The sequence below is a fragment of the Acinetobacter lactucae genome, from assembly GCF_013344765.1.
GTDB lineage: Bacteria > Pseudomonadota > Gammaproteobacteria > Pseudomonadales > Moraxellaceae > Acinetobacter > Acinetobacter lactucae_A.
Genome location: NZ_JABVBF010000027.1, coordinates 1 through 25,566 on the forward strand (window position 1 = coordinate 1; position 25,566 = coordinate 25,566).

Sequence of the window (25,566 nt, forward strand, 5' to 3'; positions counted from 1 at the left end):
TCAAGACTTGTCGTCGCTAGAACTTTTTCTATAGAAGAAAGTTGGTTCCATGTATTTTGATAAGGATGAATAAAATATTTAAATAATTTTTTGGTCATCATTTTGCTATAAAACGGATGAACATTTTTAAAGCCAATCTCTGTGTTATAACCTGGACACATTGCAAAAGCAGCTTTAAATGGTGTATCTGCGCCTTGCTCACCCAAATAACGAACCAACAACCCTGTTCCCGCAGAGGAACCTACGGCATATAAATCTGATTTTGGAAACAAGTTTTGAACATGAGTAAGTTGCTCTTTAAGATCGCTCGTTGACCCAAAAAGAGAGATCTGTGGTACAGGCATAGGTAAGCCAGCATGCCCACGGCGTAAGCAAAGCGCTATTCTCCAACCTGTATAGTGATGTATATCTTTTACAAGTTCGCGCATACTTTCAGGTGTTCCCGTAATAGTATGCATAATGACAACTGTAGGAGTATTTGGAGGAAGATGATAGCCATACCACGCGATCGCAGTTACGCCACCATCTTTCATGGTGAGCTGATCAATACGATCATATTCAAGCTTAATGGTTTTTTTTCTAATAATATCAAAATATAAAAGATGAACGTGATTGTTGCTCAGCCACGGTGTGGGCCGATATTTTTGCTTGAGCTGGGGCAATTTCTCCAGAATATCTTTAATTTTCCCATTTGGGTCATAATAGATTTTTGGCTGTTCAGCACCTAATACCGAATCGAACAATTCTGAACCGAAAGCTTTAATTTTATTTAAAGTAGATATGCCCATTTCCAATCACTACCTCTGATTATGAGTTAAATGATTGCCGCACTAAGGCTGCAACCTGTTGTCCCCAAATTGCATAAATCTCTTTACTCGGATGAAAGCCATCACTTGCCATAGGCAGTTTCATCGCTTGAAAATGCTCAATATCATATTGAATGAATCTAAATTGGTTTTGTGATTCTAACCATTTATCTAATGTCTGATTCATTTGTTCCGCATATTTTCCAAACAACCAAGCCAATGGATTTGGTAACGCTGGGAAATGCTGCATTGGCGGAACGCCAGAAACAATAATGAGCTTAGGCTGAAAACGTGCCTGTATATATTGAAATAATTGTTTTTGTTGTTTTATCCATGAACTTGCTGAGGTTAGTTTGGTTACATCATTAACCCCTATCGACGTAACCACCACATCGTAATTTTGTTGCTCTAAATGCTGTACTGCTTGAAAAACCCGCTTAGTTGTATCACCTGTTTTTGCATGCAGTTTCCAGCTTATCGAATATTGATCTTGCAACTCAGAAATAATTGCACCAGATAAAGCATCTTTTTGGGTTTCTACCCCAACACCAGCTGCGGCAGAGTCTCCTAAAATAAGCAATGATAGGGGTCTTCCCTTGCCAACGATGCCTTGTCTCTCACCACTGGCCTCTAGCAAGCGTGGCGTATTCTTACGAACTTTTGTTCCCTGTACAAACAGTATAGGAAGCAATGCTAGAGCTGAAAGCTTTAACCACATTTTATTGATCTCTATCTTACTTAGGCTATTTACTAAAATTATTGAGGTTGAAACTTAGCAATTCTTATACCCATTTGTTCAGCCAATGCCGCTAAACCACTCATTGGACGAATCATTACTTCAAAATCAATAATTTTGCCTTGTTCATTAAAACGAATCATATCAATACCTTTTAGTGACTTGCCACTAACATTGGCACTAAATTCAAGCACTACATTCTCGCCATCTTCAGTATAAAACTCACGATGATAAGTAAAGTTTTCGAACACTTGGATGACATTGGTAAGAATGAAGAAAACGACCTGCTTTCCTTCATAAGGTTTGTAAGCAACTGGTGAGCGAAAAACCACCTCATCTGCTAGCAAATCATTTAGATCGGACAAGTTACCTGCCTGAACCATTTTATGCCATTTTTCTAAAGACTGTTTTGTAGTTTCAAGTGTCATTATTTTTATATCCTATAATTTAACCAATGAAGTAAGGGGCATTTCCGTATAAAGAAATGCCCCACAAAATTTATAGCACCGCTGCTAGTTCTGCGCCTTGACGTATTGCACGTTTTGCATCTAGCTCTCCTGCCTCTTTAGCACCACCAATTAAATGAACATTTTTTCCATCTGTTTTTAATTGGTCATACATTGCAGTGAAAGATTCTTGACCCGCACAAATCACCACATGATCAACCTCAAGTACACTTGGTTTCCCATCCACAGTTATATGTAAGCCTTGGTCATCTACCTTGTCGTATTGCACACCAGCAAACATTTTGACCTGACGATTTTTTAGTCCTGTGCGATGAATCCAGCCTGTTGTTTTACCTAAACCAGCGCCTACAGCAGCAGTTTTTCGTTGCAATAAATAAATCTCTCGTTCAGATGCCTCAACTTTCGGCTGCTTTAAGCCACCCACATGTTCATATTGAGTATCGATTCCCCACTCTTCATAGAACTTTTCTGGGTTTAAACTGCCACTTTCACCTTCGTGAGTAAGATATTCAGCTGTGTCGAAACCAATACCACCTGCACCAATAATGGCAACACGTTGTCCTACTGGCACACGCTCTTTTAAAACTTGTAAATAGCTCAGCACTTTAGGATGATCAATTCCCTCAAACTGCAATTGACGAGGTGTTACGCCTGTTGCAACCACAATTTCATCAAAATTTGCTTGGCTTAATTCTTCGTAAGTCGCTTGATGATTTAATACAAGTTCAATGTTTGGTCGCAATTCAATTTGACGGCTAAAGTAGCGTAAAGTTTCGTAGAATTCTTCTTTGCCAGGAACCGTTTTTGCAATATTAAATTGACCACCAATTTGATGACTTGCCTCAAACACTTTAACTTGATGCCCGCGATCAGCTGCATATACTGCAAAACTCAGCCCTGCTGGACCTGCGCCAATAACAGCGATATTCTTTTTAACCTGAGCTTCTTTAAAAATCAGTTCAGTTTCATAGCATGCACGAGGGTTGACTAAACACGTTGCGATTTTCATTGAGAAAATATGATCTAAACACGCTTGGTTACATCCAATACAAGTATTAATTTCATCACTACGACCTTCACTTGCTTTCAAGACAAATTCAGCATCAGCTAACATTGGGCGTGCCATAGACACCATATCAGCATGACCAGATGCCAATACATGTTCAGCCATTTCAGGCGTATTGATTCGGTTAGAAGTAATTAAAGGAATAGAGACTTCACCTTTAAGCTTTTCAGTCACCCAAGTAAATGCAGCACGCGGAACTTTGGTCGCAATTGTTGGGATACGAGCTTCATGCCAGCCAATGCCCGTATTGATAATTGTTGCACCCGCTTTTTCAATTTCTTTTGCAAGCTGAATCACTTCATCAAAACTTGAACCACCTTCAACTAAATCAAGCATAGATAGGCGATAAATGATGATAAAATTTTCACCAACTAAAGCACGTGTGCGCTTTACAATTTCAATAGGAAAACGAATACGATTTTCGTAACTACCACCCCATTCATCATCACGATGGTTCGTACGCGCTGCAATAAACTCATTAATTAAATACCCTTCAGAGCCCATGATTTCTACACCATCATAGCCTGCATACTGAGCCAGTTTGGCACAGTTAGCAAAGTCATCAATGGTTTGTTGCACTTCTGCAGAACTTAAAGCTTTTGGCTTAATTGGGTTAATCGGTGCTTGAATTGCTGAAGGTGCAACGTTATTTGCCTGATAAGAATAACGACCCGTATGTAAAATCTGCATAGCAATTTTACCCCCAGCTTCATGGACAGCTTGGGTAATCACTTTATGTTTTTCAGCTTCTTCAACTGTATCTAGTTTGGTCCCGTGGCTAAACACAACACCATCATCATTTGGAGAAACACCGCCAGTTACAATTAACCCCACATCACCTTTTGCACGCTCAGCATAAAACGCAGCCATGCGCTCATATCCTTGCGGTGCTTCTTCTAATCCAATGTGCATCGACCCCATAAGCACACGATTTTTTAAAGTAGTAAAGCCTAAATCAAGTGGCTTTAATAAATGTGGATAAGCTGACATATTTTCTCCTATGGCTAGCAATAAGCTTGCTAATGCAACTTGTTGCATAAATTTATAATCAAATTTTGACTTTTATGCAACATGTTGCATAATCTCATGAGTCACACTTTACTTTTGCTTACAAACTGGATTGCCATGTCACTTCCTCATGTTTTATTGACCAGCTTGCTTGAACGGCCAAGTACAGGGTTTGAACTTGCCCGCCGCTTTGACCGCTCAATGGGCTTTTTCTGGAATGCCACTCACCAGCAAATTTATCGTGAACTCAATAACATGCTTAAAAAAGGCTGGGTTTCCACTTTAGAAAATGAAATGGATAATGGCCGTAAAAAAACCTATCAGGTCGAACAACTGGGACGTATAGAACTGGCTTCATGGATGACTCAACAAAGTGAACCTGCGCAGCTTCGTGATGATTTAATGGTTAGATTGCGTGCAGAAGCACAATTGAGCAATAATCAGATATTACCTGAACTGTTAAGACATCTTGGTTTACATCAAGAGAAGCTCAAACTTTATCAAAGTATTTATGATAAAGATTTTAAAGACAGTGATGATCTAAATGACCGTGTGTTATACATCCACAAAATGATCTTAGAACTTGGAATTACGATGGAAAGTGAATGGATCAAATGGTTGGAACAAGTCATCCCTCAATTAAAATGCTTTGCCCAAGATAACTCATCTGGAGAATAGCCATGCCGTATTACACCATGCCCGATCAGGAAAATTTATTTGTACGCCGTGTTGGTCGTGGTGAGCCTGTTTTAGTTTTATCAGGCCTTGGTATGCAAAGTTGGCAGTGGCTACCGTTTATCTATGCAAACCGTAAAGAATATGAATTTATTATTCCAGACTGGCGTGGTTTCGGTGGTTCAAAGAATTGTGCAATTCCCGAGAAAGATGCGATTTCTAGTCACTGGCAAGATGTTGCTCATTTAATAGATCAATTAAAACTCGATAACTTTATCTTAATGGGTTATTCAATGGGTGCGACAACTGCTATGCATGGTATGAAACATGCTCAACTGGCACAGCAGTTAAAAGCCTATTTACATATTGATCAGACACCAAAGATATCAGTAGATTCGACATGGGAATACGGTTTATTCGGCCCCCTTCACACTCAGTTCAAACAATTATTAAATGATATTTATCAATTATTATTAAAGCATAAAAACGCCAAATATCTTTATGAACTATCGCTTCTAGATCGACAAGAACTAGTCCGTCTATGGGTAGATTTTATTGAGTTACAAAGTAGCAATCCATTTAGTCCGCTAGTTTTTAAAACAGCTTTAAAACAGCCTTTTTTACAAAAATATTTATTACCCATTCAACGTTTAGATTACTTGTTTTGGTATGTTGAAAACTATCTTTATCACAATGAAGATTATCGCGAAGCGATTCAGCAGTTAGCATGTCCAACCACTTTCTTTATTGGTCGCAATTCGACACTTTATCCAGAAACTGGGCAGACGCTGATTGCACATAGTGTTGAACATGCAAAAGCAATATATTTTGAACGCTCAGGCCATACACCTTTATTAACCGAGCCAAAAAAGTTTGGACATGAAATCAATACATTCTTATCCGAACTCAAACATGCTTCTTAAAAAATAAAGGGATCCACTTATAGATCCCTTTTTAAAATCTAAAAATAATTAAGCGGAATGAGCTAACTCTTTCGCTTTTAATTGCTCCGAAACATTTAACAAAAGTTGTTCTGTTTTTTCCCACCCTAAACAACCATCAGTTACTGACTGGCCATAAGTCATATCACAAGAAATCTTTTGGTTACCATCAACCAAATGACTTTCAATCATGACACCTCGAACTTGTGTTTTTAAACGTTCAGCAACGATTTGCTGTAAAACTTCCGGCTGGCGCAATGGATCTTTACCACTATTACCATGACTACAATCAATCACCAGAGCAGGTAGATTTTGTTTATATTTTTCGCGAATCGCCTGAATTGAAGCCAAATCGTAATTTGGTCCATGATTTGCACCACGCAAGATCAAGTGCGGTAATGGATTCCCAGCACTCTGAATCACTGAAGGCAAGCCTTGTTGATTCATTCCTAAAAATTGATGTTCATTCTGCGCGGATTGAATCGCATCTAGTGCAATCTGAATAGAACCATCAGTACCATTCTTGAAACCAATACTGTATGGCATATGACTTGAGATTTCACGGTGAATCTGAGATTCGCTTGTGCGAGCACCAATTGCACCCCAAGCCAATAAATCATCAAAATAGCCAGTTGCCATTGGACTTAAAATTTCACTGGCAATTGGCAAACCTTTTTCAATAATCTGTAGGTAGAGTTCACGAGACTTTTCTAAACCAAGTTGTAAATTTGATGAACCATCTAAATTTGGATCATACATGAAGCCCTTCCAGCCCACTGTTGTACGTGGTTTTTCAATGTATGTACGCATCACGATAAAAATCTGATCTTTAACTTTTTCTTGTAATTTTTGCAGTTTTTCAGCGTATTCAAGTACTGCAACTGGATCATGAATTGAACAAGGCCCTGTAATTACCATTAGACGATGATCTTTGCCATTAAGAATATTTTGAATAATTTGGCGATGTTCGGCAATTTGACGTGCAAAAGTGTGTGCAAGCGGATATTTCGCTTTTAACTGGATAGGTAAACTAACTGGTGTTTCTTTTGTATTAGTTTGAGTCAGTAAAGTATTTAGGGCATTCATTGGTTTTTTCCTTTGGACTGCAATCTAATCAGTCCGATCATTTATTTGAGCGTTTTGGATCTATTCGTTGGTAAAGGTAAGCAAAAGTAAAACCAATAAAAGTTGCTAAAGTACGTATAAGTCATGTTGTTCATTTAAAGTTCCTCGATTCCAAAAAAGATAAAGCATAAAAAAACCTGATCGGGGTTGCCGATCAGGTATTAACTGTGATGGGCAACTTTCTCATGCCCGAATACGCTCAGGCAACTATCTAAATTGCCAAAAGTAATAGTAAGCGTTAGTGTTCACAGATAGATTTAACATCTTTATCTCAAATATTAAAAAATATTCCTTAAATCTAAAATACGCATTGTTGATGAGTTTGACAAGTCTTTTTTTTGAAAAAACTTCTTATTTTCTCGCTTAAGATTTGATTCAATTACCTATTAGCGAATCAATCCTTGAGGCTGCAAAATAATTAGGCCAGCTCCACAAAGCACAATTAGACCACCTAATAGATCCCATCTGGTTAATCCAACCTGATCAACAAAGCGCAACCACATGAGCGCAGTAAAAATATAGATACCGCCATATGCAGCATAAATGCGCCCAGAAGCCGCTGGATGTAGGGTCAGTAGCCATACAAAGATAGCTAAACTTAAGGCTGTAGGTATCCACAACCAAGCTGACTTACCTTCTTTTAAAATCAGATAGGGAAAATAACAACCAAGAATTTCAGCAATTGCTGTGATAATAAATAACCCGAATACACTCAGTATTCGGGTTATAGCAAGACTATCAATTAACATAAGTTACGCTGGTTCTGCCGTATGATGATCTTCAAAAACTTCAAGTTTTAAGCCGACAGCTTTGCCATCTTCTTTTTTCACTGATACAGCTACATTACCACCATGATCTGCAAGTTCACCAAACAGAATCATTTCAGCGAGTGGTTTCTTCAAGTGCTCTTGAATGAGACGTTGCATTGGACGAGCACCCATCAAACGATCATAACCGTTTGTTGCTAACCAATCTCGTGCACTCTGATCGACATCAAGGACAACTTGTTTTTCATCCAATTGTGCTTGTAATTCTGTTAAGAATTTGTCGACTACAGACTCAATCACCGTAGTTGGTAATGCTTTGAATTGAATAACGCCATCTAGACGGTTACGGAACTCTGGTGAGAAAGCACGTTTCATCGCTTCTTGGTTATCAGAACTATGATCTTGTTCCGTAAAACCAATGCTCGCACGAGAAATACTTTCCGCGCCAATATTCGTAGTCAAAACAATAATCACATTTCTAAAGTCTGACTTGCGTCCATTGTTATCCGTCAACGCACCATGGTCCATGATTTGTAGCAAGAGATTAAACACATCTGGATGTGCTTTCTCAATTTCATCAAGCAACAAGACACAATGCGGGTTTTTATGAATTGCATCAGTGAGCAAACCACCTTGGTCATAACCTACATACCCTGGAGGTGCACCAATTAAACGTGAAACTGCGTGACGTTCCATATATTCAGACATATCGAAACGTACAAGCTCCACACCTAACAATTTCGCCAGCTGTTTAGTAACCTCAGTTTTACCTACCCCAGTTGGGCCAGCAAAAACAAAACTACCCACAGGCTTATCTGGTGACTTCAAGCCAGCACGAGATAATTTGATCGCTGAGCCTAATGCAGTGATTGCTTCATCTTGACCAAAAACTACACGTTTCAAGTCACGCTCAAGATTTTCAAGCACTGACTTATCATCTTTAGACACAGTTTTTGGCGGAATACGAGCAATCTTAGAAACGATGTCTTCGATATTCTCTACCGTAATCAAGCTATCATCGCTTTCAGCTTTCAAACGACGCTGAGCACCTGCTTCATCAATCACATCAATTGCCTTATCTGGCAAGAAACGATCGTTAATGAACTTAGCAGAAAGCTCTACAGCCGATACCAAAGCCTTATCGTCATATTGTACGTGGTGGAAATCTTCAAACTTAGTTTTCAATCCACGTAAAATATCAATCGTTTCAGAAATACTTGGCTCATTGACATCAATTTTTTGGAAACGACGTGATAACGCATGGTCTTTTTCAAAAACCTGACGATATTCTTGGAAAGTCGTTGAACCAATACAACGTAAAGTACCATTAGCTAAAGCTGGCTTAATGAGATTTGAAGCATCCATTGTGCTGCCCATACTTGAGCCTGCACCAATGATCATATGAATCTCGTCAATGAATAAAATCGCATTTGGATTTTTCTTCAATGCATTAAGCAGTTGTTTTAAACGTTTTTCAAAGTCACCACGATATTTGGTTCCAGCAACCAATGCACCAATATCCAGACTGTAAATTTCAGCCTGACTTAAAGGTTTAGGTGCCTTACCATTCACAATTAACCATGCCAGTCCTTCAGCAATCGAGGTTTTACCAACACCCGGATCACCTACAAGCAATGGATTATTTTTGCGACGGCGGCATAGAATTTGTGCTGTACGCTCAATTTCTTTTTCACGACCAATCAATGGGTCAGTTTTACCTTTTTGCGCTTCAACATTTAAGTTTAGCGTATAAAGCTCTAATGGCCCGGCATTGCTTGCGCTAGTTTCACCTTCAATATCTTCAACTTCTTCTTCAACTTGCACTTCGTCTTTACGTGTGCCATGAGACAAGTATTGAGTTAATGTCAAACGATTAATTTGATGACGTTTAAGTAAATACACAGCAAAAGAATCACGCTCTGAATACATTGCGACCAAAACATCCGCACCTTCAACCGTACGATCGCCACCACTTGATTGCACGTGGAAAATAGCACGTTGCAAAATGCGGTCAAAACTTTCTGTAGGATGTGGAGCTTGCTCGCTATTTTCGCCAAGCTTAGGAGTATGTTGTTCTACATATTCTTCTAATTCTTTACGCAAAGAAACTATATCAGCCCCGCATGCTTTGAGTGCATTCACGGCCGAATCGTTGTCGAGTAATGCTAATAATAAGTGTTCGACTGTAAGAAACTCATGTCTCTTTTGACGAGCCATGCTAACAGCCAAACGTAATGATACTTCTAATTGACGACTGAGCATGTAACCCCCTTATGCTTTAGGCTCAATCTGACAAAGTAATGGATGACCTTGAGATCGAGCGTAATTATTAACAAGGTTTGCCTTAGTTTCCGCGATGTCTCTTGGATAGACTCCGGCAATACCTTTACCTTCATAGTGTACTGTTAGCATTACTTGAGTTGCTTGGTCAAGATTCATTGCAAAGTATTGTTGTAAAATTTCAATTACAAAGTCCATTGGAGTGTAATCGTCATTCATTAATACGACTGCATATAATGGGGGACGCTTGAGTTCAGGAGGAGCTGTTTGTACAACAACCTCTCCATCATGATCTTCGTTTTGCGAATCACTTAAGCGTGGATGGAAGTGCCAATCGACATAGCCAGACTGCTGAAAAGAAGCCTTGATATCTTTTAAGTTTGTTTGACGCTTATTTGTTCGCATAGGATGTTACTATTGTGAATTTGCTTCAGCTTGAGGAATTTCTGCCACGAAAGCAGAAGATGTTTCGACAGGTTTACCACGCTGCCAACTAAAACGTTTAATAACTGGTGTCTCAGAACCGCCTGTTAAACGCACTTCAATAAATTGTGGCGTGAAACCTTTAGGCATTGTCCAACGGCCAGTTAAACGCTCAAAATCAGAAAAGTTAAAGTTCTTATCTTCAAGTGGTACAACCAAAACTTCTGTATCTTTAATCAGTCTAATCTCTACTGAGCCAGAAGCACGGCGCTGACTTGGACTTACTTGTACTAAATCTAGCTGATATTCATAAGCATTTTCAGGTAAGGGCTTAATTGCTAGATTTTGAACCGTTAAGCTTAAACCACCACGTTGTCTCAAAATCTCACGATAGATATTACTCATACCTTCTTGCTGAGTTTTATCGGCGTTCGCTTGATTAAGCGCTTCAAACAAATCATTTGCATTCGTCACAGCCACATCACGCTCTTGCACCGCTGCATTTAAGCTTTTGTTAACTGCATCTAAAGCTGTTTTTTGCTTTTGCACCACTTCAACCAATTGCTCCGCATCTGCATCGTAACCAACAACAGTTAAACCTTGACGGTGCCCAATTGTATAGCCGAGCGCAAAACAACCACTCATTAAAATAGCAGCACCAATAAACAAAGGCTTATTGGTGTTTAAAAAATTTTTCTTTTGCAACGAACTTTCTACTGAAGTCGTCTGTCCAGAGTTTTGCATCGTCATCTCAGTGTTCAAGATCAGAGTCAAGACACACATTTAAATCGAAATTTAAATGTGTGTGAAGCAAAAAAGAGTTTTTTATGGTAATAAACCAATCCCTTGTAAGCCTTCATCTTCACTAAAGCCAAACATAAGGTTCATATTTTGTACAGCCTGACCAGATGCACCTTTTACAAGGTTATCTTGAGCCGCCAAAATAATCAGTTTATTTGGTTGTGGTTTATACAAAGCAATACGAAGCTCGTTTGCACCGCGTACACTACGTGTTTCAGGTGAACTATTTGCAGGCATTACATCTACGAATTTTTCATTAGCATAGAAGTTTTCATACAAAGCTTGTAAGTCTATCTGCTTACCAACTTCTGTCAAATCTACATAAATTGTACTCAGCATACCGCGAATCATCGGTACTAGATGCGGAACAAACAAGAGTCCATCAAAGCCACCTTTTTGTCCTGCAATATTTTCTAGAGCTTCTACAATTTCCGGATGATGACGATGACCAGCAACACCATAAGCTTTAAAGTTATCTGCGTTTTCACTATAAATCATGCCTAAGCTTGCTTTACGGCCAGCACCAGAAACACCAGATTTCGCATCAATAATAATATTTTTTGTTTCAATCAGTGCTTGTGCTGATTTTAACAGTGGCGCTAAACCTAATTGAACAGTCGTCGGATAGCAACCAGGATTACCAATAACTTGAGCTTGTTTAATTTTTTCACGGTTTAACTCAGTGAGACCATATACAGAATCTTTTAATACATCAGGGCAAGCATGCTCCATGCCATACCATTTTTCAAACTGCTCAAGATCTTGTAAGCGAAAGTCTGCTGCTAAATCAATAACTTTAGTTCCAGCTGCAATCAACTCTTTGGCATGCTGCATCGCAACACCATGCGGAGTTGCAAAAAATACAACATCACATTCTTTTAATGCATCAATGTTTAAATCTGAAAATTGAAGATCTGTATGGCCACGTAAATTAGGGAACATATCTGCAACTGGTTTGCCCGCTTCTGTACGTGAAGTAAGAACTCGAACCTGCGCTTTAGGATGTCGTAATAAAATACGTAATAGTTCAACGCCTGTATAACCCGTTCCACCAACAATTCCGACAGAAATCACGTGCATTACCTCAATTTTTGAATCTATACTTGGGCAGTAGTATGACAGGATGTCCAAGCTTACAAAACCATTTCATGCTTGGTAATTTTAATTTTTTTAATTTTAGCGACAATCAGATAGCACTTATTGGACTGTCATAACCACATAAATATCAGTAAATAAATACCAGATTAATTTTTGGAGAGCTAGGATGCTTCAACAATCAAAAGAAACAAAATTATGCACGTACCTTGGCTTTAGCACATTAATTTTAACTGTGGCCCTTACTGGTTGCGGAGGTGGAGGAAGTAGTGGAGGCAGTTCACCAACTACACCAACGCCCGTTGACCCTACACCTGAAGCAACAACTGAGGTCACTTTAAAAACCCCTGTTGAAATGCGTAATATCCAGCTTAAAGTATATGACAACACCAATAACGCTGTTCTAGTGGATACTCCAATTGCGAGTTTAAACAGCTTTAATGTCAAAATTCCTACTGCAAAATTGAATCGTTTATATCGCGTAGAAATTACAACTCAAAGCTCATCTCAAGTGTTTGACCCAATTACTTCACAATACCAAAATTTGTCAGGTATTTATCATGCATTTATTACACCGAATACGGTAAGTAGCAGAACCCAATTCATTAGCCCAAGTAGTGAAGCAGTTTACCAACGAGCGGTCATACGTTCGGGGCAACTCCCTCAAGAGACAGTTGATCCAACCCGTATTGAACAATTACATGTGGATTTAGCTTCTCAAGATGTCTATAAATCCTTAATGAATGCGTTTAAAGATGGTGACATTCCAAGTTTAAGTCCAGCCAATTCCCTTCTGAATTTAACTTTGTTGCGGTATTCAACTATAAAACCTAGTACATATGTGGATAGCTATCTTAGCTTTGGTTACTTACAATATTGGTCAACGATTCATGGTGGAGCAACAGCCTACCAAGAACTCGTTAAAAGTTTAGCAACTGATTTAAAAGATGGCTTTTTAGATGGTAAAAAACTTCATGGTGATCAAACCTCCTTTACCCCTATTTTCACGCCTGCTCCAGATAATATTGATCCAGCAAAAAATACATTGTTAGATATTGCTGCCAATCAAAAAGTAACGCGCGATTACTTTGGAACCAACCTAAAAGCATCTACATTGCAATTAGCTACAGCCAATTCACAGCAGTCTTTAGATCAAACGGGCTATGAACTTCTGCAAAAGAAACAATATACAGGTGTTGTTCCTACCGTAAATTCAACGACCTTTATTCGGATTGATGGTGCTGGAGATTATCGTAGAGCTGTTGGATTTACCACCACAGCGACTTGTAATGGGTCGACCTACCCATGCAAACAAGGCCTAACCAGCATCAACCTATCAGATCCAAACCTACCAGCTACAGACTATTTGATTGGTCACTATGAAGACACTTCAACAGGCTGTCAGCTTAATTTCCGTGGGAATGGCCAAATCGATCTTAGTAAAGGAACACAAATTTATCGCACGGCTCTAAGTGCTGATAGTACCGATAATTTATTGCAAACAGATGCTGCCAGCTCAAGTTATTTACTCAATTCAAGTTCAGCCGAACCAAATAACTCAACGCAACAATACAACTTTATCCAATTATCTATTAAAGCAAATAAGATTATTAGTGCTAAAGCAGGTTTAGATAGTCGAAAAGCACCAGATAATTTACAAACAACACAGCTAGAATGTAGTTTTAATTAAGCTGAAACATACCACCATGCAGGCAATGGATTTGATTTAAGTTGTCTGCGATGTTTTTGAAAATATGGATCGTATTTTTCAACTTCTGCCCAAAATGCAGGGCTATGGTCAAAATGTTTAGTATGAGCTAATTCATGAATAGCCACATAACGAGCAATCTCGTGTGGCATGAGTACCAGCCCTGCATGTAGCATAATATTATGCTGACTACTACAACTTCCCCACCGAGTTTTCGGGCGGCGAATTGTACACTCCCTATAATTTAAATTAGTGTACTCACTTAATTCTTTTAAAAGCTCTGGTAACTCTTGTTTCGCATAGGCAATAACTGCACTTTGCAATGCCAAATATGGCTGTGTGTCTTTAATAAATAAACAGCTATTTTCCCAATCAAATTGAAAAATACGGTGCTGTTTTTGAACAATCACTTGAAATGGCTGTTTTTTATTAAAGAAATAAATTTCTGTAGGAATTTCAATGGATGCCGATTGGACGTTTTGTTGCTTATTCCATGTCTCGGTTAACCATTGTTCAGATTGTGCTAAAAAATGCTGAATTTGCTTCTTACTACAAAATAAAGGAACCGTAAGGCGGATTGAAGCAGGCTCAACACGTAAGCGCAATTTTCTTGCTCTTACGTGTCGAACGATTTTAATTTCTGGCATTTTTGCAGACATTACTGTGCTGTACGCTCTTCAATACCATTATTTGTTGCAACAATTGCAATCGTTGCTGGATTTAAGGCAAAGATACCGTTAGTTACTACACCAGGAATATTATTGATGGTCTTTTCCAAATCAATTGCGTTTAAGATGTTCAAATTAAATACATCTAAAATAACATTACCATTATCTGTAACCACACCTTCACGATAAACCGGATCACCACCTAAACTTACCAATTTACGAGCCACAGCCGAACGGGCCATTGGAATAACTTCTACTGGGAGTGGAAAATCACGGCCAAGTTGATCAACCCACTTTGAATCATCAACAATACACACAAATTTCTTAGCAATTGAAGCTACAATTTTTTCACGTGTTAATGCAGCACCACCGCCTTTAATCATATGCATATGACGGTCAATCTCATCTGCACCATCGACATAGGCATCTAAACCACCTACATGGTTCATATCTACAACTTCAATGCCTAATTTTTTAAGGCGATCAGCAGTTGCTTGAGAACTTGCCACAGCTGCTTCTAATTGCAATTCAGGCAATAAATCAATTAGAAAGTTTACTGTACTTCCAGTCCCAACCCCCAAAATGCCACCTTTGGGTAAGTGTTTTAAAGCAGCTTTCGCAGCAGCTTGTTTCTTTTCATCTTGGGTTGCATATAGACTCATGACATCACTCAACTATTTTTTGACATTTATGCACCAATAATCGGCGCAAATGCACAAGGGTTTGCTACAATAATTTCCTATTTTAAACTGTTATAGGGAAGATGAACATGCTGTCTCGTGTGGTACGACAAATTTTACAAGCAACGGTTTATGATGTTGCAATTGAAACACCTCTCGAAGCAGCTCCACGAATTAGTCAAAAATTAAACAATACAATTCGTTTTAAGCGTGAAGATTTACAGCCTGTTTTTTCTTTTAAATTACGCGGTGCCTATAACCGTATTAGCCAATTACCAAAAGAACAACTCGAACGCGGGGTAATTTGTGCATCTGCTGGTAACCATGCTCAAGGCGTAGCATTGTCAGGTCAACGTTTAGGAATTCCAGCGATTATTGTTATGCCAAGCACAACTCCGGACATTAAAGTTCAAGCAGTTAAACGCTTGGGTGGTCAAGTTGTGTTACATGGCGATAGTTTTGATATAGCAAATAAATATGCACAGCAACGTGCCGAAGTTGAAGGCCTTGTATTTATTCCACCTTATGACGACGAACTTGTCATTGCTGGTCAAGGTACAATTGCTAACGAAATATTACGTCAATGGCGTGATGTAGAATATGTGTTTGTTGCCGTAGGTGGTGGTGGTCTTATTTCAGGCGTAGCAGCTTACCTTGGAGAAGTTGCACCGCACGTAAAAGTGATTGGCGTTGAATATGAAGAGTCTGCTTGTTTAAAAGCGGCCCTAGAAGCAAATGAACGCGTAATCTTGCCACATGTGGGTTTATTTGCAGATGGTACAGCTGTTGCACAAATTGGTGCTTTACCATTTGATATTATTCGTTTGCGCAAATCTGATAATTCAGGTCCGATTGTTGATCCTGATATTGTGACTGTAAATACAGATGAAATCTGTGCAGCAATTAAAGATACCTTTGATGAAAACCGCAGCATTGTTGAACCTTCTGGTGCAATGGCTTTAGCAGGTATCAAAAAATATATTCACGAACACAAAATCAGCAATAAAAATATGGTGTCGATTGTATGCGGTGCCAATATGAATTTTGACCGTCTACGTTATATTGCTGAACGTACCGAGTTAGGTGAGCAACGTGAAGCGATTTATGCGGTTACCTTATCTGAAGAAAAAGGCGCATTCTTAGGTTTCTGCCGTGCTTTACAAGGTCGCAATATCACTGAGTTTAACTATCGAGCAAACAATACAGACGAAGCGCAAGTATTCGTCGGTATTAGTTTAAAAGGTGGAGATGCTGAGCGTCATGAAATTTTGGAACAACTAAAACAACAAAATTATGTGGTAGATGATCTATCTGATGATGAGGTAGCCAAACTACACATTCGTTATTTAATTGGCGGTCATGCAAATCTGGACGATGAAAGGTTGTTCCGTGTTGAGTTCCCTGAACGTCCGGGTGCGCTCTTAACATTCTTAACTCGTTTAGGTCCAACCCACAACATCACTCTCTTCCATTACCGTAACCATGGTGCAGCAGAGGGACGTGTTTTAGTGGGCTTGCAAGCAACCGATGCGAAACAAAATCCTGATGGATTGATTGAAACACTTGAGCAGATTAATTATCCGTATGCAGAAATTACTGATAATGTCGGTTATAAACGTTTCTTGAAATAATCTTTAATTTTGTTGAACGAGCCGACAAAGTTGTCGGCTTTTTTATACAATTCTTTTAATTTCTATCATCTTTACATTGCCTCTCTTTATCTTAAAGAAAATATCCTTAAAAATAATGATCTAACTTGGAAAAAAAGGACCAACATGGCACAGTTCGCAGTCATCGGCTTAGGTAGTTTTGGAGCAACAGTTGCTCAAGAACTCACAAAATTAAATCATGATGTTATTGGCATCGATACGGTAAAAAAGAATGTCGAGAACCTTGCTGACGTTTTAACTCATGCCGTCATTGCCGATGCGACTGACGAACACGTACTTGATGAACTGAATATTCAAAATTGTGATGCCGTTGTGGTTGCAATTGGCGAAGATATTGAAGCCAGTATTTTATGTGTGCTGAATTTAAAAAATCTGGGAATTGATAAAATTTGGGTAAAAGCAAAAACCAAAGCTCATCACACTATTTTGTCACACCTCAATATTAATAAAATAATTCATCCTGAAGAAGATATGGGTGTAAGAGTTGCTCAAGCCTTAAATTATCCGATGGTGAGTCGTTATATGTCTTTAGACGATGACCATTATATTATAAAAATTGAAATCCCAGATAGGCTTAACGGCATCAACCTCTATGGCATTATGCAGCAAGCGCCTCAGGTCAAAACATTGCTCGTTAAAAGACAACAGCAAATTTTGTTTGAGACAGAAGAAAATTTCACCTTGCAAACACATGATATTCTTATTTTAGAAGGTCATTTATCGCAATTAAAGAAACTTTCCAATTGCTTTATATAAGAAAACGAACTCTAAAATATGTCTATATATCCCAAGTCACATAAAACGTTAAATTTAAGCCCGCCTTCACTCTTAGCACTAGGATTTTTAGGTTTTATTACTTTTGGCACTTTGTTGCTTAAATTACCATTTGCGAATACAGGCAATGTCAGCTGGATGGATGCGCTTTTTACAGCTACCTCAGCAGTTACAATTACCGGCCTATCTGTTTTAAATATTCATGAGTCTTTTACCCTCTTTGGGCAAACTATTATTTTATTGCTGATCCAGTCTGGCGGTTTGGGTTTTATGACTTTTGCGATATTGGCCGCATTAAGCTTGTCACCCAAAGTTGGTCTTAAACAGCAAATGATGGCTCAAGATAGTCTCGGACAAACGAGCCTATCGAAAGTTACTTTTGTTGCTAAAGGAGTTGTCACCTACACCCTTATTTTTGAGCTGATTGGTACAATTATTCTTACCGCTGCTTTTGCACCAACATATGGATTTGCACGTGGTTTATATTATGCAGTTTTTTACAGTATCTCCTCATTCAACAATGCAGGTTTTTCATTATTTTCCAATAGTTTAGTCAACTTTCAGAGCAACTATATTATTTGTATAACCATTAGCATTCTTTATACCTTAGGTGGTCTTGGTTTTTTAGTGCTCATGGACATTAAGCAAAACAAAAGATGGAAAAAACTAACACCAAATAGCAAGCTTATTCTTATAACTATTGCAATTATTAACTTAGTTGCCTTTATTTTAATCTGGGCTTTAGAAGCTCAAAATCCTGCAACGTTAGGGACGTTAAACTCAGGTGAACAAGCATTAAATGCTTGGTTTCAAGCAACAGTCCCTCGATCTTCAGGTTTTAATACCATTGATACAGGTGCGATGACCAACAGTAGCTCCTTACTAATGATGCTACTGATGTTTATTGGTGGTGGCTCACTCAGTACAGCAGGTGGAATCAAAGTTGGAACATTTGTCATTTTAGTGCTGAGTGTAATTTCTTTTTTACGACGCACAGATGAAATTAGAATATTCAATCATTCCGTATCTCATGAAACTACTTATAAAGCACTAGCTGTGACTGCTATTACTAGCATACTTATTTTTCTTGGATTCTTTATTATTTTACTTTTGGAACCTAAAGCAGATTTTATGAATTTGCTTTTTGAAGTTGTTTCAGCAGCTTGTACCGTAGGTCTCTCTCGTGGAATCACGCCAGATTTACATAATGGTAGTTTATTTATTTTAAGTCTACTTATGTTTGCTGGGCGACTTGGACCTTTAACACTCGCCTATTTAATCGCTACTCCTAAAAAGAGTCGACTCAAACATCCTCAAGCCAATATTCAAATTGGTTAATAAAAAAATGCCGCTTCTAAAGCGGCATTTTTTTATTTCATTTTAATACCAATTCATGAGTGAAACACCCAAGCCCGCATATGTTGCTCGATGGTTATAGTCAATTAAACTTTCGCCATAACCATTAAACAGCTGGAAATGTCCACGCAGTTTGCCACTGATTGGAAATGCCCAATCAAATTGAACAGCACCATGAGAATCATCACCACCTTTCAAAGAGTGACGCAGCATTAAAGAGAAGTCATTCTGCTTCCACTTATAAAATGCTGTTAAATCACCACGACCAATGTAATCTTCCATATCCGGATTATTATCATCTTTACTATCTTCTTCAAGACGAATCCATGGACGAAGCATTAAAGCAAAGTTACCACGCTCTAATCCAACATTAAAAATTACACGGTTCCAGCTACGAGACAATGGATCTGAACGACCATTTGACTGATGGTTTAAGGTAACCCCGAGCAACCGTCCATCTAAACCAAGCAATTCATAGTTCGTTCTAAACATTAAACTTGCTTCTGGCTCATAGTTCGTTTCACGGAATGGGCGAGATTCTTCAGCATTGAACGTCTGCCAGCGTGAAGATTGTGTATACCCTACCCACAAATCACCATTATTTCCAAAAATATTTTCCCAAGCTTTGGTTTTCAACGAAATCTGAAACTTACTTTCTGTTGATTTCAGATTCTGAGCATCCGTTACAGTATTATTTGGATTTGGACTACTCGGGAATTCATTCTTATCACTGGTCCAAAATACAGGTAGTAAATAGACTGGCTGATAAGCACGAATATTCCAAACACCGAGTTTACTTTTTTCAGATAACTCCCAACGTTGATCTAGCAAAGAAGTAGTAGGTTCAAGTGTAGGCGCTTTACCAATTATTTTGATATTACTCACTGTATCTACCACCTTCTCTTTAAATGTTTCAGGTGGAACAGCAGGTGCATCAATTTTTTTAACAGGCTCTGGTACAGCCGCAGCTTGAATAACTGGTAAAGCTGCTGGTTTAAATACAGAGTCATAACAAGCCAGACGATCAGCATTCGAAGCAAGAGCAACACATGCATCTACTGTCGCAGGGGTTACAGGTGCCAAGGTATCAGCATATGTCACGGACGCACACAAACAGCTAAGCACGATTCCCATGCTTAGCTGTAAAGGTGTGCGTTCAAATTGTCTGAACGCCATGTTCATCTCCAATTTTTATTTTAATTAACTTGTTGAATGGTAAAACCTAATTGCTGCAATTCATCACGTTTGGCAAATGGTGCAACTACAGCTTTTACAGGGGCTTGCTCTACTAAATATTGACGAGTAACGCGTTGTAAATCATCTAATGTTACATGCAACAATCTTTCACGTAAGGTACGGCGGAAAGCTGGTGTTCTTGCATGCAACAATGCATAACATGCTGTAATCGCCTCACCCGCTGGAGAGCCTGGTTTATCCATACTTGCCACTAAACCAAGAATCGCTTCTTCAAGCTGATGAGGTTGTTGCTCTGTATTTAATAACCATTGCACACTTGCTTCAAAGTCTTTAAAAGTCTCTGCTAAACGTGGGTCACGGTAGCTAAAGAAACGGAATGAACATGCATTTCCATCATAACTAGCACCGCCACCATAAGCGCCACCTTTTTCACGGATAGCACTGTGCAAGAATCCATTACGTAAATAAGCTGCCAATACCATTAATGGAGCCGCATCTGGATGCGACACTTCTACCGCTTGATATGCAGACGCACAGAATTGGACATTTGCCTGAATTAACCACGCTTCATGATTATTATCATTAGTTTGTTCTACTGGAGTTAACTCAGTTGTAGCTGTATCAACATTTAACTTATCCCAAACATTCTGGATTTCTTCAACCAAACGTTCAGATTGATGTTCTTCACACACAAGTAAGAACTGTTTAGGTGCTTGCAATAATTTGCTATGAATACGCTTTAATTCTGCAATTAATTCATCATAAGCAGCATCATCTTGAGTAATTTTAGCAACAAGCTCGCCTAACCAATTCAAAGCACCTAAACCCGTGTTGTGATAGTCACGTTGAGCCAAGGCACTCATATTACGCGATGCGATTTGCATTGCATAACTATGACCTGATCCAGATAAACGAGATTGCCAACGTGTTTTACGCTGTTGCAGTAACTCGATAATTCGTTCTTTCTCATCAAATCGAAGCTGTTCAAACGCTAATTTTAATAAATGAATTGCATCAAATTTCTGAGTCAACGATTTAGTCGTTAAAGTCAGCCAAGCACTAATTTTATCTTTATCGTCAACTTTACTACGTAATGAAGCACCCATTCCCAAACCACCACTTACAGCCGTTTGTAAGTTTTGCAGTTCAAGATAGTCATACTCACCTGCACCTACTTCACCCATCAAAATAGAAAGCAAATTGAAATAAGGTGACTTCACAATATCTTCAGGAATCTGAATGAGTACTTGTTGATAGTAAATACCGTTAGTACCCGCATGGTACAAGTTCAACGGTGTATCCATACGATTACAAATAATTTCGCGTAACTGTCCTTGCACAATATGCAAGTCAGCAGGTACATCTTCCAAGCCTACTTTCGGTAATAATTCAAGGTTGTCTGGAGTATCCTGACGTTCCTCTAGAGCTTTGGTCTTAGCAATGATTTCAGCCTTATCAGCGTCTGTTAGCTTTTCACCAATGGCTGCTAAACGAACTTTTTCCGCTTCTTGCTCTTTTACAGACTTGGTCGGATCTGGAACTAAAGTCATCTGTACGCGATGAGGGTTGTCGAGCAAATGTGTTTGAATCAGATTTGATAGCCACATTGGGTCTTTCAACTCTTCTTTAACCTGTGCAATTGCGCTGTCAACGTCCCAAATTTGAATTGGATCACTATGGTGAATTGCACCACTTAAACCATTTAAAATTAGACTTAAACCATATGGTGTACCATCACCATTAATTTCACGTTGATGTAACTCGATTTGATGCAAAATTGCATCGACTAAATTACTATCAATTGGTTTAGCAGCAACATCACGCAGAATATTTAAAACACCATCTCTAAAGCTTTGCGCATGCTCAGGATTTGAACCTTGAACGCCACAATAGAAAGTCATTTCAAAATTACTATCGTCTACGCCCATTAATGGACCTGTAGATTGAGCATAACCACAAGTTTCTAGGTAATGACGTAGTGGAGAAGCCGAATTTTCTAACAAAATCCCTTCAACTAAACGCATTCCTAAACGCAATTTAATGTCATTTGCTTCTGGCAATAACCAAGATAGAACATGATAAGTCTTATCTTTTAAATCATCGCTATCAACACCATAGTTTTCTGTTACTTCAATTGGCGCAGCTAAACGTTTTTCAGGCTTAGAATATAAAGTTGTACCCGCGGAAAACTTATGTAGAGCTAGTTTTTCAAATTGCTCTTGCAGCTCATATGCGGTTTGATTACCAAAGGTCATGAATACAGCATTACTTGGGTGGTAATGTACTTTATAAAAATCGACTAACTGCTCATACGTTAAATCAGGAATATCTTTCGGGTCACCACCTGAGTTGTAATGATAGGTTGTTTCAGGGAATAAGTGATGAGCCAACTGATGATAAAGCTGGTCAGACGGCGCACTCATCGCACCTTTCATTTCATTAAAAACAACACCTTTATAAACAGGTTGGCCATTTTCAAGTTCAATACGAATACCTTCTTGAGCAAAATCAAGTGGATTCAAATTGGCAGCAAATGCCGCATCAAGATAAACAGAAAGTAAGTTTTGGAAATCTTTTTTGTTTTGAGTAGCAAATGGATATGCAGTCCAATCTGCTGCTGTAAACGCGTTCATAAAAGTATTTAAAGAACGACGAATCATTAAAAAGAATGGATCACGTACCGGAAACTTTTCAGATCCACACAAAGCCGTATGTTCTAAAATATGTGCCGTGCCTTTAGAGTCCATAGGCTGTGTTCTAAAAGCAACAAGAAATACATTTTCATCATAATCAGTTGCCAAGTGATAATGCATCGCACCTGTGACTTTATGCTTATATTCAGACACTAAAATATCTAATGCTTCTACATGGTGCTGACGTAGCAACTGAAACGCAGGGTGAACAGTTTGAGAAATGGTTTCAGTGACATCTACAGTCATGTGATCTCCTAACATATCGGATAAGTGAATAAGTCTCATTATAGCCTGAGTCAGCTAGAGATTGGCGAACAAAAGCCAAGTAAAATACTATGTTTTTGTTGAGTATTAGTTTTCATCAGCACGGCTTTGATATCAAGCACATAGCCATGAATGTTTTATCCTAACAGAACAGAAGCTTTTAATTCTATGTATGAGATAGATATTGAATAAAAAAGCTTATCAAGTTTATCTCACTGATCTAAGAAATCTTCTAACAACAATATTTCTCCACTAATTTTTGATTTAACTGAATTTTATTCAACAAACTACAGCAAATCCAAGCAATGGTGTAAACTTAGTTACCTGATTTTTTATTTTGTGACAACACATATGGCAACTGTAGATCTTTTTGCAATTGGTAATGCATTAATCGACCAAGAATTTAAAGTGTCTGATGATTTTCTTAGTCAGCAAGGCTTGCAAAAAGGCACCATGCAGTTGTCCGATGGTGACACTCAATCTGCTCTTTATGCAGAGTTGAAACAGCATCAAGACTACAAAGGTCAAGCGAGTGGTGGCTCAGCAGCAAATACGACCGTGGCCTTTAGTGCATTAGGCGGAAGTGCTTTTTATGGTTGCCGCGTTGGTAATGATGATTTAGGTTCAATTTATCTACAAGGTTTAAATGAAGCTGGGATCCAGACCACTCCAAAATCGATCAGTGAAGGCGTGACAGGTACTTGCATGGTACTCATTAGTCCTGACTCTGAACGTACAATGCACACCTATTTAGGTATCACTGCTGAACTTTCTCAAGATCAAATCGACTTTGAACCATTAAAAACAGCAAAATGGCTTTATATTGAAGGTTATCTTTCTACAAGTGAAACAGCGCGTAAAGCTGTAAAACAAGCCAGAGAAATTGCCAAAGCAAATGGTGTTAAGATTGCTTTATCTTTATCGGATCCTGCGATGGTGCAATACGCTCGCGAGGGCTTAGAAGAGCTCATGGATGATGGTGTAGATTTACTATTTTGTAATGAACAAGAAGCCTTAATGTATACCAATACAACAACTGTAGAAGACGCTCTTGCTCAATTACGTTTTAAAAATCATACAGTAGTCATTACACAAAGTGCTAAAGGTGCCTTAGTCTCTAACTCTACTCAACATTTCCATGTTGCAGGTCGTCATGTAGAAGCCGTTGATACAAATGGTGCAGGTGATGCATTTGCAGGCGCATTCCTTTATGCCCTAAATCATCATCAAGATTTGAATGCTGCTGCACAGTTAGCTGTCTTGATTTCGAGTGAAGTTGTTTCTCAATTTGGCCCACGTTTAGCGATTAATGATTATGCTAAACTTCTTGAAAATTTTCAGAAGGAATGTGCTTGAAATGGAAAGGATCTGTATGACGGAAGAAGTTCCTGAGCGTGAAGCTAGAGCTTTTGACACTTTACAAGGAACGACTATTTTCATTACGCAACGTGATGGCGCATTCTATGCTTATCAAAACTTATGCCCTCATCTGCAAACAGAACTTGAATATTTAGAAAATCAATTTCTTGATCAAGACCAAGAATACATCCAATGCTCTACTCATGGTGCTTTATTTACCGTGGAAACAGGTGAATGTATTTCCGGACCATGTTTAGGCGATTTTTTAAATAAAGTTGAGCTTAAAGTACATTCAGATGGCGGTATCTATATCGTAGACTGAAGCGATCAACATTAGAGTTTCTGCCATGGCTGATTTCTTTTTCAATTATTATCTTATGCCATTTCACTTAAGTGTAGTGGCTTTGATATTACTCAGCGTGGTAGAAACCATTGGTATGTATATTGGACTCCGTCCAAGTCAATTACTTAAAAAAATTGCACCAGATTGGCTGTCTAATTCACCTCTACTTAATGTTAAATTTTCTAAAGCTTTAATTTTCGTTTTTTTACTCATCAATTTCAGTTATGCAGGTTATTTTTTACAGCTCTCTTTTTTTGCAATTCAGCATTACTTTATTTCACCGTTTTATTTAATCGTCCCGGCACTTGTCATCGCAATCTTTTTTACGGTGTTCATGATTCACTGCCTTGACCAAGTGATTAAGCCCAAGCTTACTCATACCAACTATAATCTTTTAGGGCGATTAGCAACAATTTCTAGTGGTAATGCCAGACCTGGATTTTCTGCACAAGCTCGTGTGCGTGATGAATTTGGACAGCTCCATTACGTTCAAGTCGAACCAGAATACGGCGAACTCGAATTATACTCTCAGGTTATTCTTGTCAGAGTACATAAAAGCCATTATGTAGCCAAGAAAATTTCTGTATCAAACGATCTTTTCGCCCCCGATTAAATTCTCACTACTATTCTATTTACTTACTGCTTTTAGTAGGCTTTATTACGC

The 25,566-nt window shown here is 38.6% G+C and carries 23 protein-coding genes; 9 read left to right on the plus strand and 14 right to left on the minus strand.

Annotation, left to right across the window (positions count from 1 at the left end; genetic code table 11):
• From HUN22_RS04815 to HUN22_RS04830, 4 genes are all read right to left on the minus strand, one after another.
• Positions 1-788: alpha/beta hydrolase (locus tag HUN22_RS04815; RefSeq protein WP_174726725.1), on the minus strand; the 788-nt coding region annotated here is incomplete at its 3' end.
• 19 nt (positions 789-807) lie between these two features.
• The gene (locus HUN22_RS04820; RefSeq protein ID WP_174726726.1) at positions 808-1,524 is read right to left on the minus strand and encodes an SGNH/GDSL hydrolase family protein; all 717 of its coding nucleotides are present in this window, start codon (positions 1,522-1,524) and stop codon (positions 808-810) included.
• Positions 1,525-1,562: 38 nt separating this feature from the next.
• Positions 1,563-1,970, minus strand: coding sequence for a nuclear transport factor 2 family protein (locus HUN22_RS04825; protein WP_174726727.1), 408 nt, complete (start codon positions 1,968-1,970; stop codon positions 1,563-1,565).
• Positions 1,971-2,040: 70 nt separating this feature from the next.
• Positions 2,041-4,065, minus strand: a complete 2,025-nt coding sequence (locus HUN22_RS04830; protein ID WP_174726728.1) for an NADPH-dependent 2,4-dienoyl-CoA reductase — start codon at positions 4,063-4,065, stop codon at positions 2,041-2,043.
• A 135-nt stretch (positions 4,066-4,200) separates the two neighbouring features.
• Here HUN22_RS04830 and HUN22_RS04835 point away from each other — a divergent pair, with 135 nt between their 5' ends.
• Positions 4,201-4,761, plus strand: a complete 561-nt coding sequence (locus HUN22_RS04835; protein ID WP_174726739.1) for a PadR family transcriptional regulator — start codon at positions 4,201-4,203, stop codon at positions 4,759-4,761.
• A gap of 2 nt (positions 4,762-4,763) precedes the next feature.
• Positions 4,764-5,681 carry an alpha/beta fold hydrolase gene (locus HUN22_RS04840; protein WP_174726729.1) on the plus strand — a complete coding sequence of 306 codons (918 nt, stop codon included), beginning with the start codon at positions 4,764-4,766 and terminating at the stop codon, positions 5,679-5,681.
• 48 nt (positions 5,682-5,729) lie between these two features.
• Here the strand turns inward: HUN22_RS04840 and HUN22_RS04845 are convergent, their stop codons facing one another.
• The 6 genes from HUN22_RS04845 to argC all read right to left on the minus strand — a co-directional run bounded on the left by HUN22_RS04845 (position 5,730) and on the right by argC (position 12,175).
• Positions 5,730-6,785 carry a 3-deoxy-7-phosphoheptulonate synthase gene (locus tag HUN22_RS04845; RefSeq protein ID WP_174726730.1) on the minus strand — a complete coding sequence of 352 codons (1,056 nt, stop codon included), beginning with the start codon at positions 6,783-6,785 and terminating at the stop codon, positions 5,730-5,732.
• A 425-nt stretch (positions 6,786-7,210) separates the two neighbouring features.
• Positions 7,211-7,573 (minus strand): YnfA family protein, encoded by a 363-nt coding sequence (locus HUN22_RS04850; protein ID WP_151748165.1) that lies wholly within the window; start codon positions 7,571-7,573, stop codon positions 7,211-7,213.
• Positions 7,574-7,576: 3 nt separating this feature from the next.
• A complete protein-coding gene (clpA, locus tag HUN22_RS04855; protein ID WP_005073979.1) occupies positions 7,577-9,853 on the minus strand; it encodes an ATP-dependent Clp protease ATP-binding subunit ClpA in 2,277 nt (758 codons plus the stop codon).
• Positions 9,854-9,862: 9 nt separating this feature from the next.
• On the minus strand, positions 9,863-10,276 hold the full coding sequence (gene clpS / locus HUN22_RS04860) for an ATP-dependent Clp protease adapter ClpS (protein WP_002121129.1): 414 nt from the start codon (positions 10,274-10,276) through the stop codon (positions 9,863-9,865).
• A 9-nt stretch (positions 10,277-10,285) separates the two neighbouring features.
• Positions 10,286-11,044, minus strand: a complete 759-nt coding sequence (locus tag HUN22_RS04865; RefSeq protein ID WP_174726731.1) for a DUF6776 family protein — start codon at positions 11,042-11,044, stop codon at positions 10,286-10,288.
• A 75-nt stretch (positions 11,045-11,119) separates the two neighbouring features.
• On the minus strand, positions 11,120-12,175 hold the full coding sequence (gene argC / locus HUN22_RS04870; protein ID WP_174726732.1) for an N-acetyl-gamma-glutamyl-phosphate reductase: 1,056 nt from the start codon (positions 12,173-12,175) through the stop codon (positions 11,120-11,122).
• A 184-nt stretch (positions 12,176-12,359) separates the two neighbouring features.
• On the opposite strand from argC, the gene HUN22_RS04875 reads away from it, so the two are divergent.
• On the plus strand, positions 12,360-13,880 hold the full coding sequence (locus HUN22_RS04875) for a hypothetical protein (protein WP_174726733.1): 1,521 nt from the start codon (positions 12,360-12,362) through the stop codon (positions 13,878-13,880).
• On the opposite strand, the gene HUN22_RS04880 is transcribed toward HUN22_RS04875, so the two are convergent.
• Positions 13,877-14,557: a YgjP family zinc-dependent metalloprotease gene (locus tag HUN22_RS04880; RefSeq protein ID WP_174726734.1), complete on the minus strand. Its 681-nt coding sequence runs from the start codon at positions 14,555-14,557 to the stop codon at positions 13,877-13,879. The two genes, HUN22_RS04875 and HUN22_RS04880, sit on opposite strands and share 4 nt — an antisense overlap.
• The gene (gene rpiA, locus HUN22_RS04885) at positions 14,557-15,228 is read right to left on the minus strand and encodes a ribose-5-phosphate isomerase RpiA (protein WP_004791976.1); all 672 of its coding nucleotides are present in this window, start codon (positions 15,226-15,228) and stop codon (positions 14,557-14,559) included. The genes HUN22_RS04880 and rpiA overlap by 1 nt, the downstream gene beginning before the upstream one ends.
• Before the next feature lie 101 nt (positions 15,229-15,329).
• On the opposite strand from rpiA, the gene ilvA reads away from it, so the two are divergent.
• The 3 genes from ilvA to HUN22_RS04900 all read left to right on the plus strand — a co-directional run bounded on the left by ilvA (position 15,330) and on the right by HUN22_RS04900 (position 19,028).
• Positions 15,330-16,877 carry a threonine ammonia-lyase, biosynthetic gene (gene ilvA / locus HUN22_RS04890; RefSeq protein WP_170814121.1) on the plus strand — a complete coding sequence of 516 codons (1,548 nt, stop codon included), beginning with the start codon at positions 15,330-15,332 and terminating at the stop codon, positions 16,875-16,877.
• A gap of 144 nt (positions 16,878-17,021) precedes the next feature.
• On the plus strand, positions 17,022-17,672 hold the full coding sequence (locus HUN22_RS04895; RefSeq protein ID WP_174726735.1) for a potassium channel family protein: 651 nt from the start codon (positions 17,022-17,024) through the stop codon (positions 17,670-17,672).
• 18 nt (positions 17,673-17,690) lie between these two features.
• A complete protein-coding gene (locus HUN22_RS04900) occupies positions 17,691-19,028 on the plus strand; it encodes a TrkH family potassium uptake protein (protein WP_174726736.1) in 1,338 nt (445 codons plus the stop codon).
• Positions 19,029-19,070: 42 nt separating this feature from the next.
• On the opposite strand, the gene HUN22_RS04905 is transcribed toward HUN22_RS04900, so the two are convergent.
• Positions 19,071-20,222 (minus strand): phospholipase A, encoded by a 1,152-nt coding sequence (locus HUN22_RS04905; protein ID WP_174726737.1) that lies wholly within the window; start codon positions 20,220-20,222, stop codon positions 19,071-19,073.
• A gap of 20 nt (positions 20,223-20,242) precedes the next feature.
• On the minus strand, positions 20,243-23,182 hold the full coding sequence (locus HUN22_RS04910; RefSeq protein ID WP_174726738.1) for an insulinase family protein: 2,940 nt from the start codon (positions 23,180-23,182) through the stop codon (positions 20,243-20,245).
• A gap of 369 nt (positions 23,183-23,551) precedes the next feature.
• On the opposite strand from HUN22_RS04910, the gene HUN22_RS04915 reads away from it, so the two are divergent.
• Genes HUN22_RS04915 through HUN22_RS04925 form a run of 3 tightly spaced genes read left to right on the plus strand, consistent with a single transcriptional unit; the run spans position 23,552 to position 25,515 of the window.
• On the plus strand, positions 23,552-24,556 hold the full coding sequence (locus tag HUN22_RS04915; protein ID WP_017480985.1) for an adenosine kinase: 1,005 nt from the start codon (positions 23,552-23,554) through the stop codon (positions 24,554-24,556).
• Between the two features lie 16 nt (positions 24,557-24,572).
• On the plus strand, positions 24,573-24,881 hold the full coding sequence (locus tag HUN22_RS04920) for a Rieske (2Fe-2S) protein (protein WP_016145515.1): 309 nt from the start codon (positions 24,573-24,575) through the stop codon (positions 24,879-24,881).
• A 25-nt stretch (positions 24,882-24,906) separates the two neighbouring features.
• Positions 24,907-25,515: an OB-fold-containig protein gene (locus HUN22_RS04925; protein ID WP_005306154.1), complete on the plus strand. Its 609-nt coding sequence runs from the start codon at positions 24,907-24,909 to the stop codon at positions 25,513-25,515.
• Positions 25,516-25,566: the final 51 nt, after the last annotated feature.

Excerpts from the sequence above, each read along its gene's own strand:
- HUN22_RS04820 (WP_174726726.1), bottom strand. The coding sequence starts at position 1,524 with ATGTGGTTAAAGCTTTCAGCTCTAGCATTGCTTCCTATACTGTTTGTA.
- HUN22_RS04825 (WP_174726727.1), bottom strand. The coding sequence starts at position 1,970 with ATGACACTTGAAACTACAAAACAGTCTTTAGAAAAATGGCATAAAATG.
- HUN22_RS04830 (WP_174726728.1), bottom strand. The coding sequence starts at position 4,065 with ATGTCAGCTTATCCACATTTATTAAAGCCACTTGATTTAGGCTTTACT.
- HUN22_RS04835 (WP_174726739.1), top strand. The coding sequence starts at position 4,201 with ATGTCACTTCCTCATGTTTTATTGACCAGCTTGCTTGAACGGCCAAGT.
- HUN22_RS04840 (WP_174726729.1), top strand. The coding sequence starts at position 4,764 with ATGCCGTATTACACCATGCCCGATCAGGAAAATTTATTTGTACGCCGT.
- HUN22_RS04845 (WP_174726730.1), bottom strand. The coding sequence starts at position 6,785 with ATGAATGCCCTAAATACTTTACTGACTCAAACTAATACAAAAGAAACA.
- HUN22_RS04850 (WP_151748165.1), bottom strand. The coding sequence starts at position 7,573 with ATGTTAATTGATAGTCTTGCTATAACCCGAATACTGAGTGTATTCGGG.
- clpA (WP_005073979.1), bottom strand. The coding sequence starts at position 9,853 with ATGCTCAGTCGTCAATTAGAAGTATCATTACGTTTGGCTGTTAGCATG.
- clpS (WP_002121129.1), bottom strand. The coding sequence starts at position 10,276 with ATGCGAACAAATAAGCGTCAAACAAACTTAAAAGATATCAAGGCTTCT.
- HUN22_RS04865 (WP_174726731.1), bottom strand. The coding sequence starts at position 11,044 with ATGACGATGCAAAACTCTGGACAGACGACTTCAGTAGAAAGTTCGTTG.
- argC (WP_174726732.1), bottom strand. The coding sequence starts at position 12,175 with ATGCACGTGATTTCTGTCGGAATTGTTGGTGGAACGGGTTATACAGGC.
- HUN22_RS04875 (WP_174726733.1), top strand. The coding sequence starts at position 12,360 with ATGCTTCAACAATCAAAAGAAACAAAATTATGCACGTACCTTGGCTTT.
- HUN22_RS04880 (WP_174726734.1), bottom strand. The coding sequence starts at position 14,557 with ATGTCTGCAAAAATGCCAGAAATTAAAATCGTTCGACACGTAAGAGCA.
- rpiA (WP_004791976.1), bottom strand. The coding sequence starts at position 15,228 with ATGAGTCTATATGCAACCCAAGATGAAAAGAAACAAGCTGCTGCGAAA.
- ilvA (WP_170814121.1), top strand. The coding sequence starts at position 15,330 with ATGAACATGCTGTCTCGTGTGGTACGACAAATTTTACAAGCAACGGTT.
- HUN22_RS04895 (WP_174726735.1), top strand. The coding sequence starts at position 17,022 with ATGGCACAGTTCGCAGTCATCGGCTTAGGTAGTTTTGGAGCAACAGTT.
- HUN22_RS04900 (WP_174726736.1), top strand. The coding sequence starts at position 17,691 with ATGTCTATATATCCCAAGTCACATAAAACGTTAAATTTAAGCCCGCCT.
- HUN22_RS04905 (WP_174726737.1), bottom strand. The coding sequence starts at position 20,222 with ATGGCGTTCAGACAATTTGAACGCACACCTTTACAGCTAAGCATGGGA.
- HUN22_RS04910 (WP_174726738.1), bottom strand. The coding sequence starts at position 23,182 with ATGACTGTAGATGTCACTGAAACCATTTCTCAAACTGTTCACCCTGCG.
- HUN22_RS04915 (WP_017480985.1), top strand. The coding sequence starts at position 23,552 with ATGGCAACTGTAGATCTTTTTGCAATTGGTAATGCATTAATCGACCAA.
- HUN22_RS04920 (WP_016145515.1), top strand. The coding sequence starts at position 24,573 with ATGACGGAAGAAGTTCCTGAGCGTGAAGCTAGAGCTTTTGACACTTTA.
- HUN22_RS04925 (WP_005306154.1), top strand. The coding sequence starts at position 24,907 with ATGGCTGATTTCTTTTTCAATTATTATCTTATGCCATTTCACTTAAGT.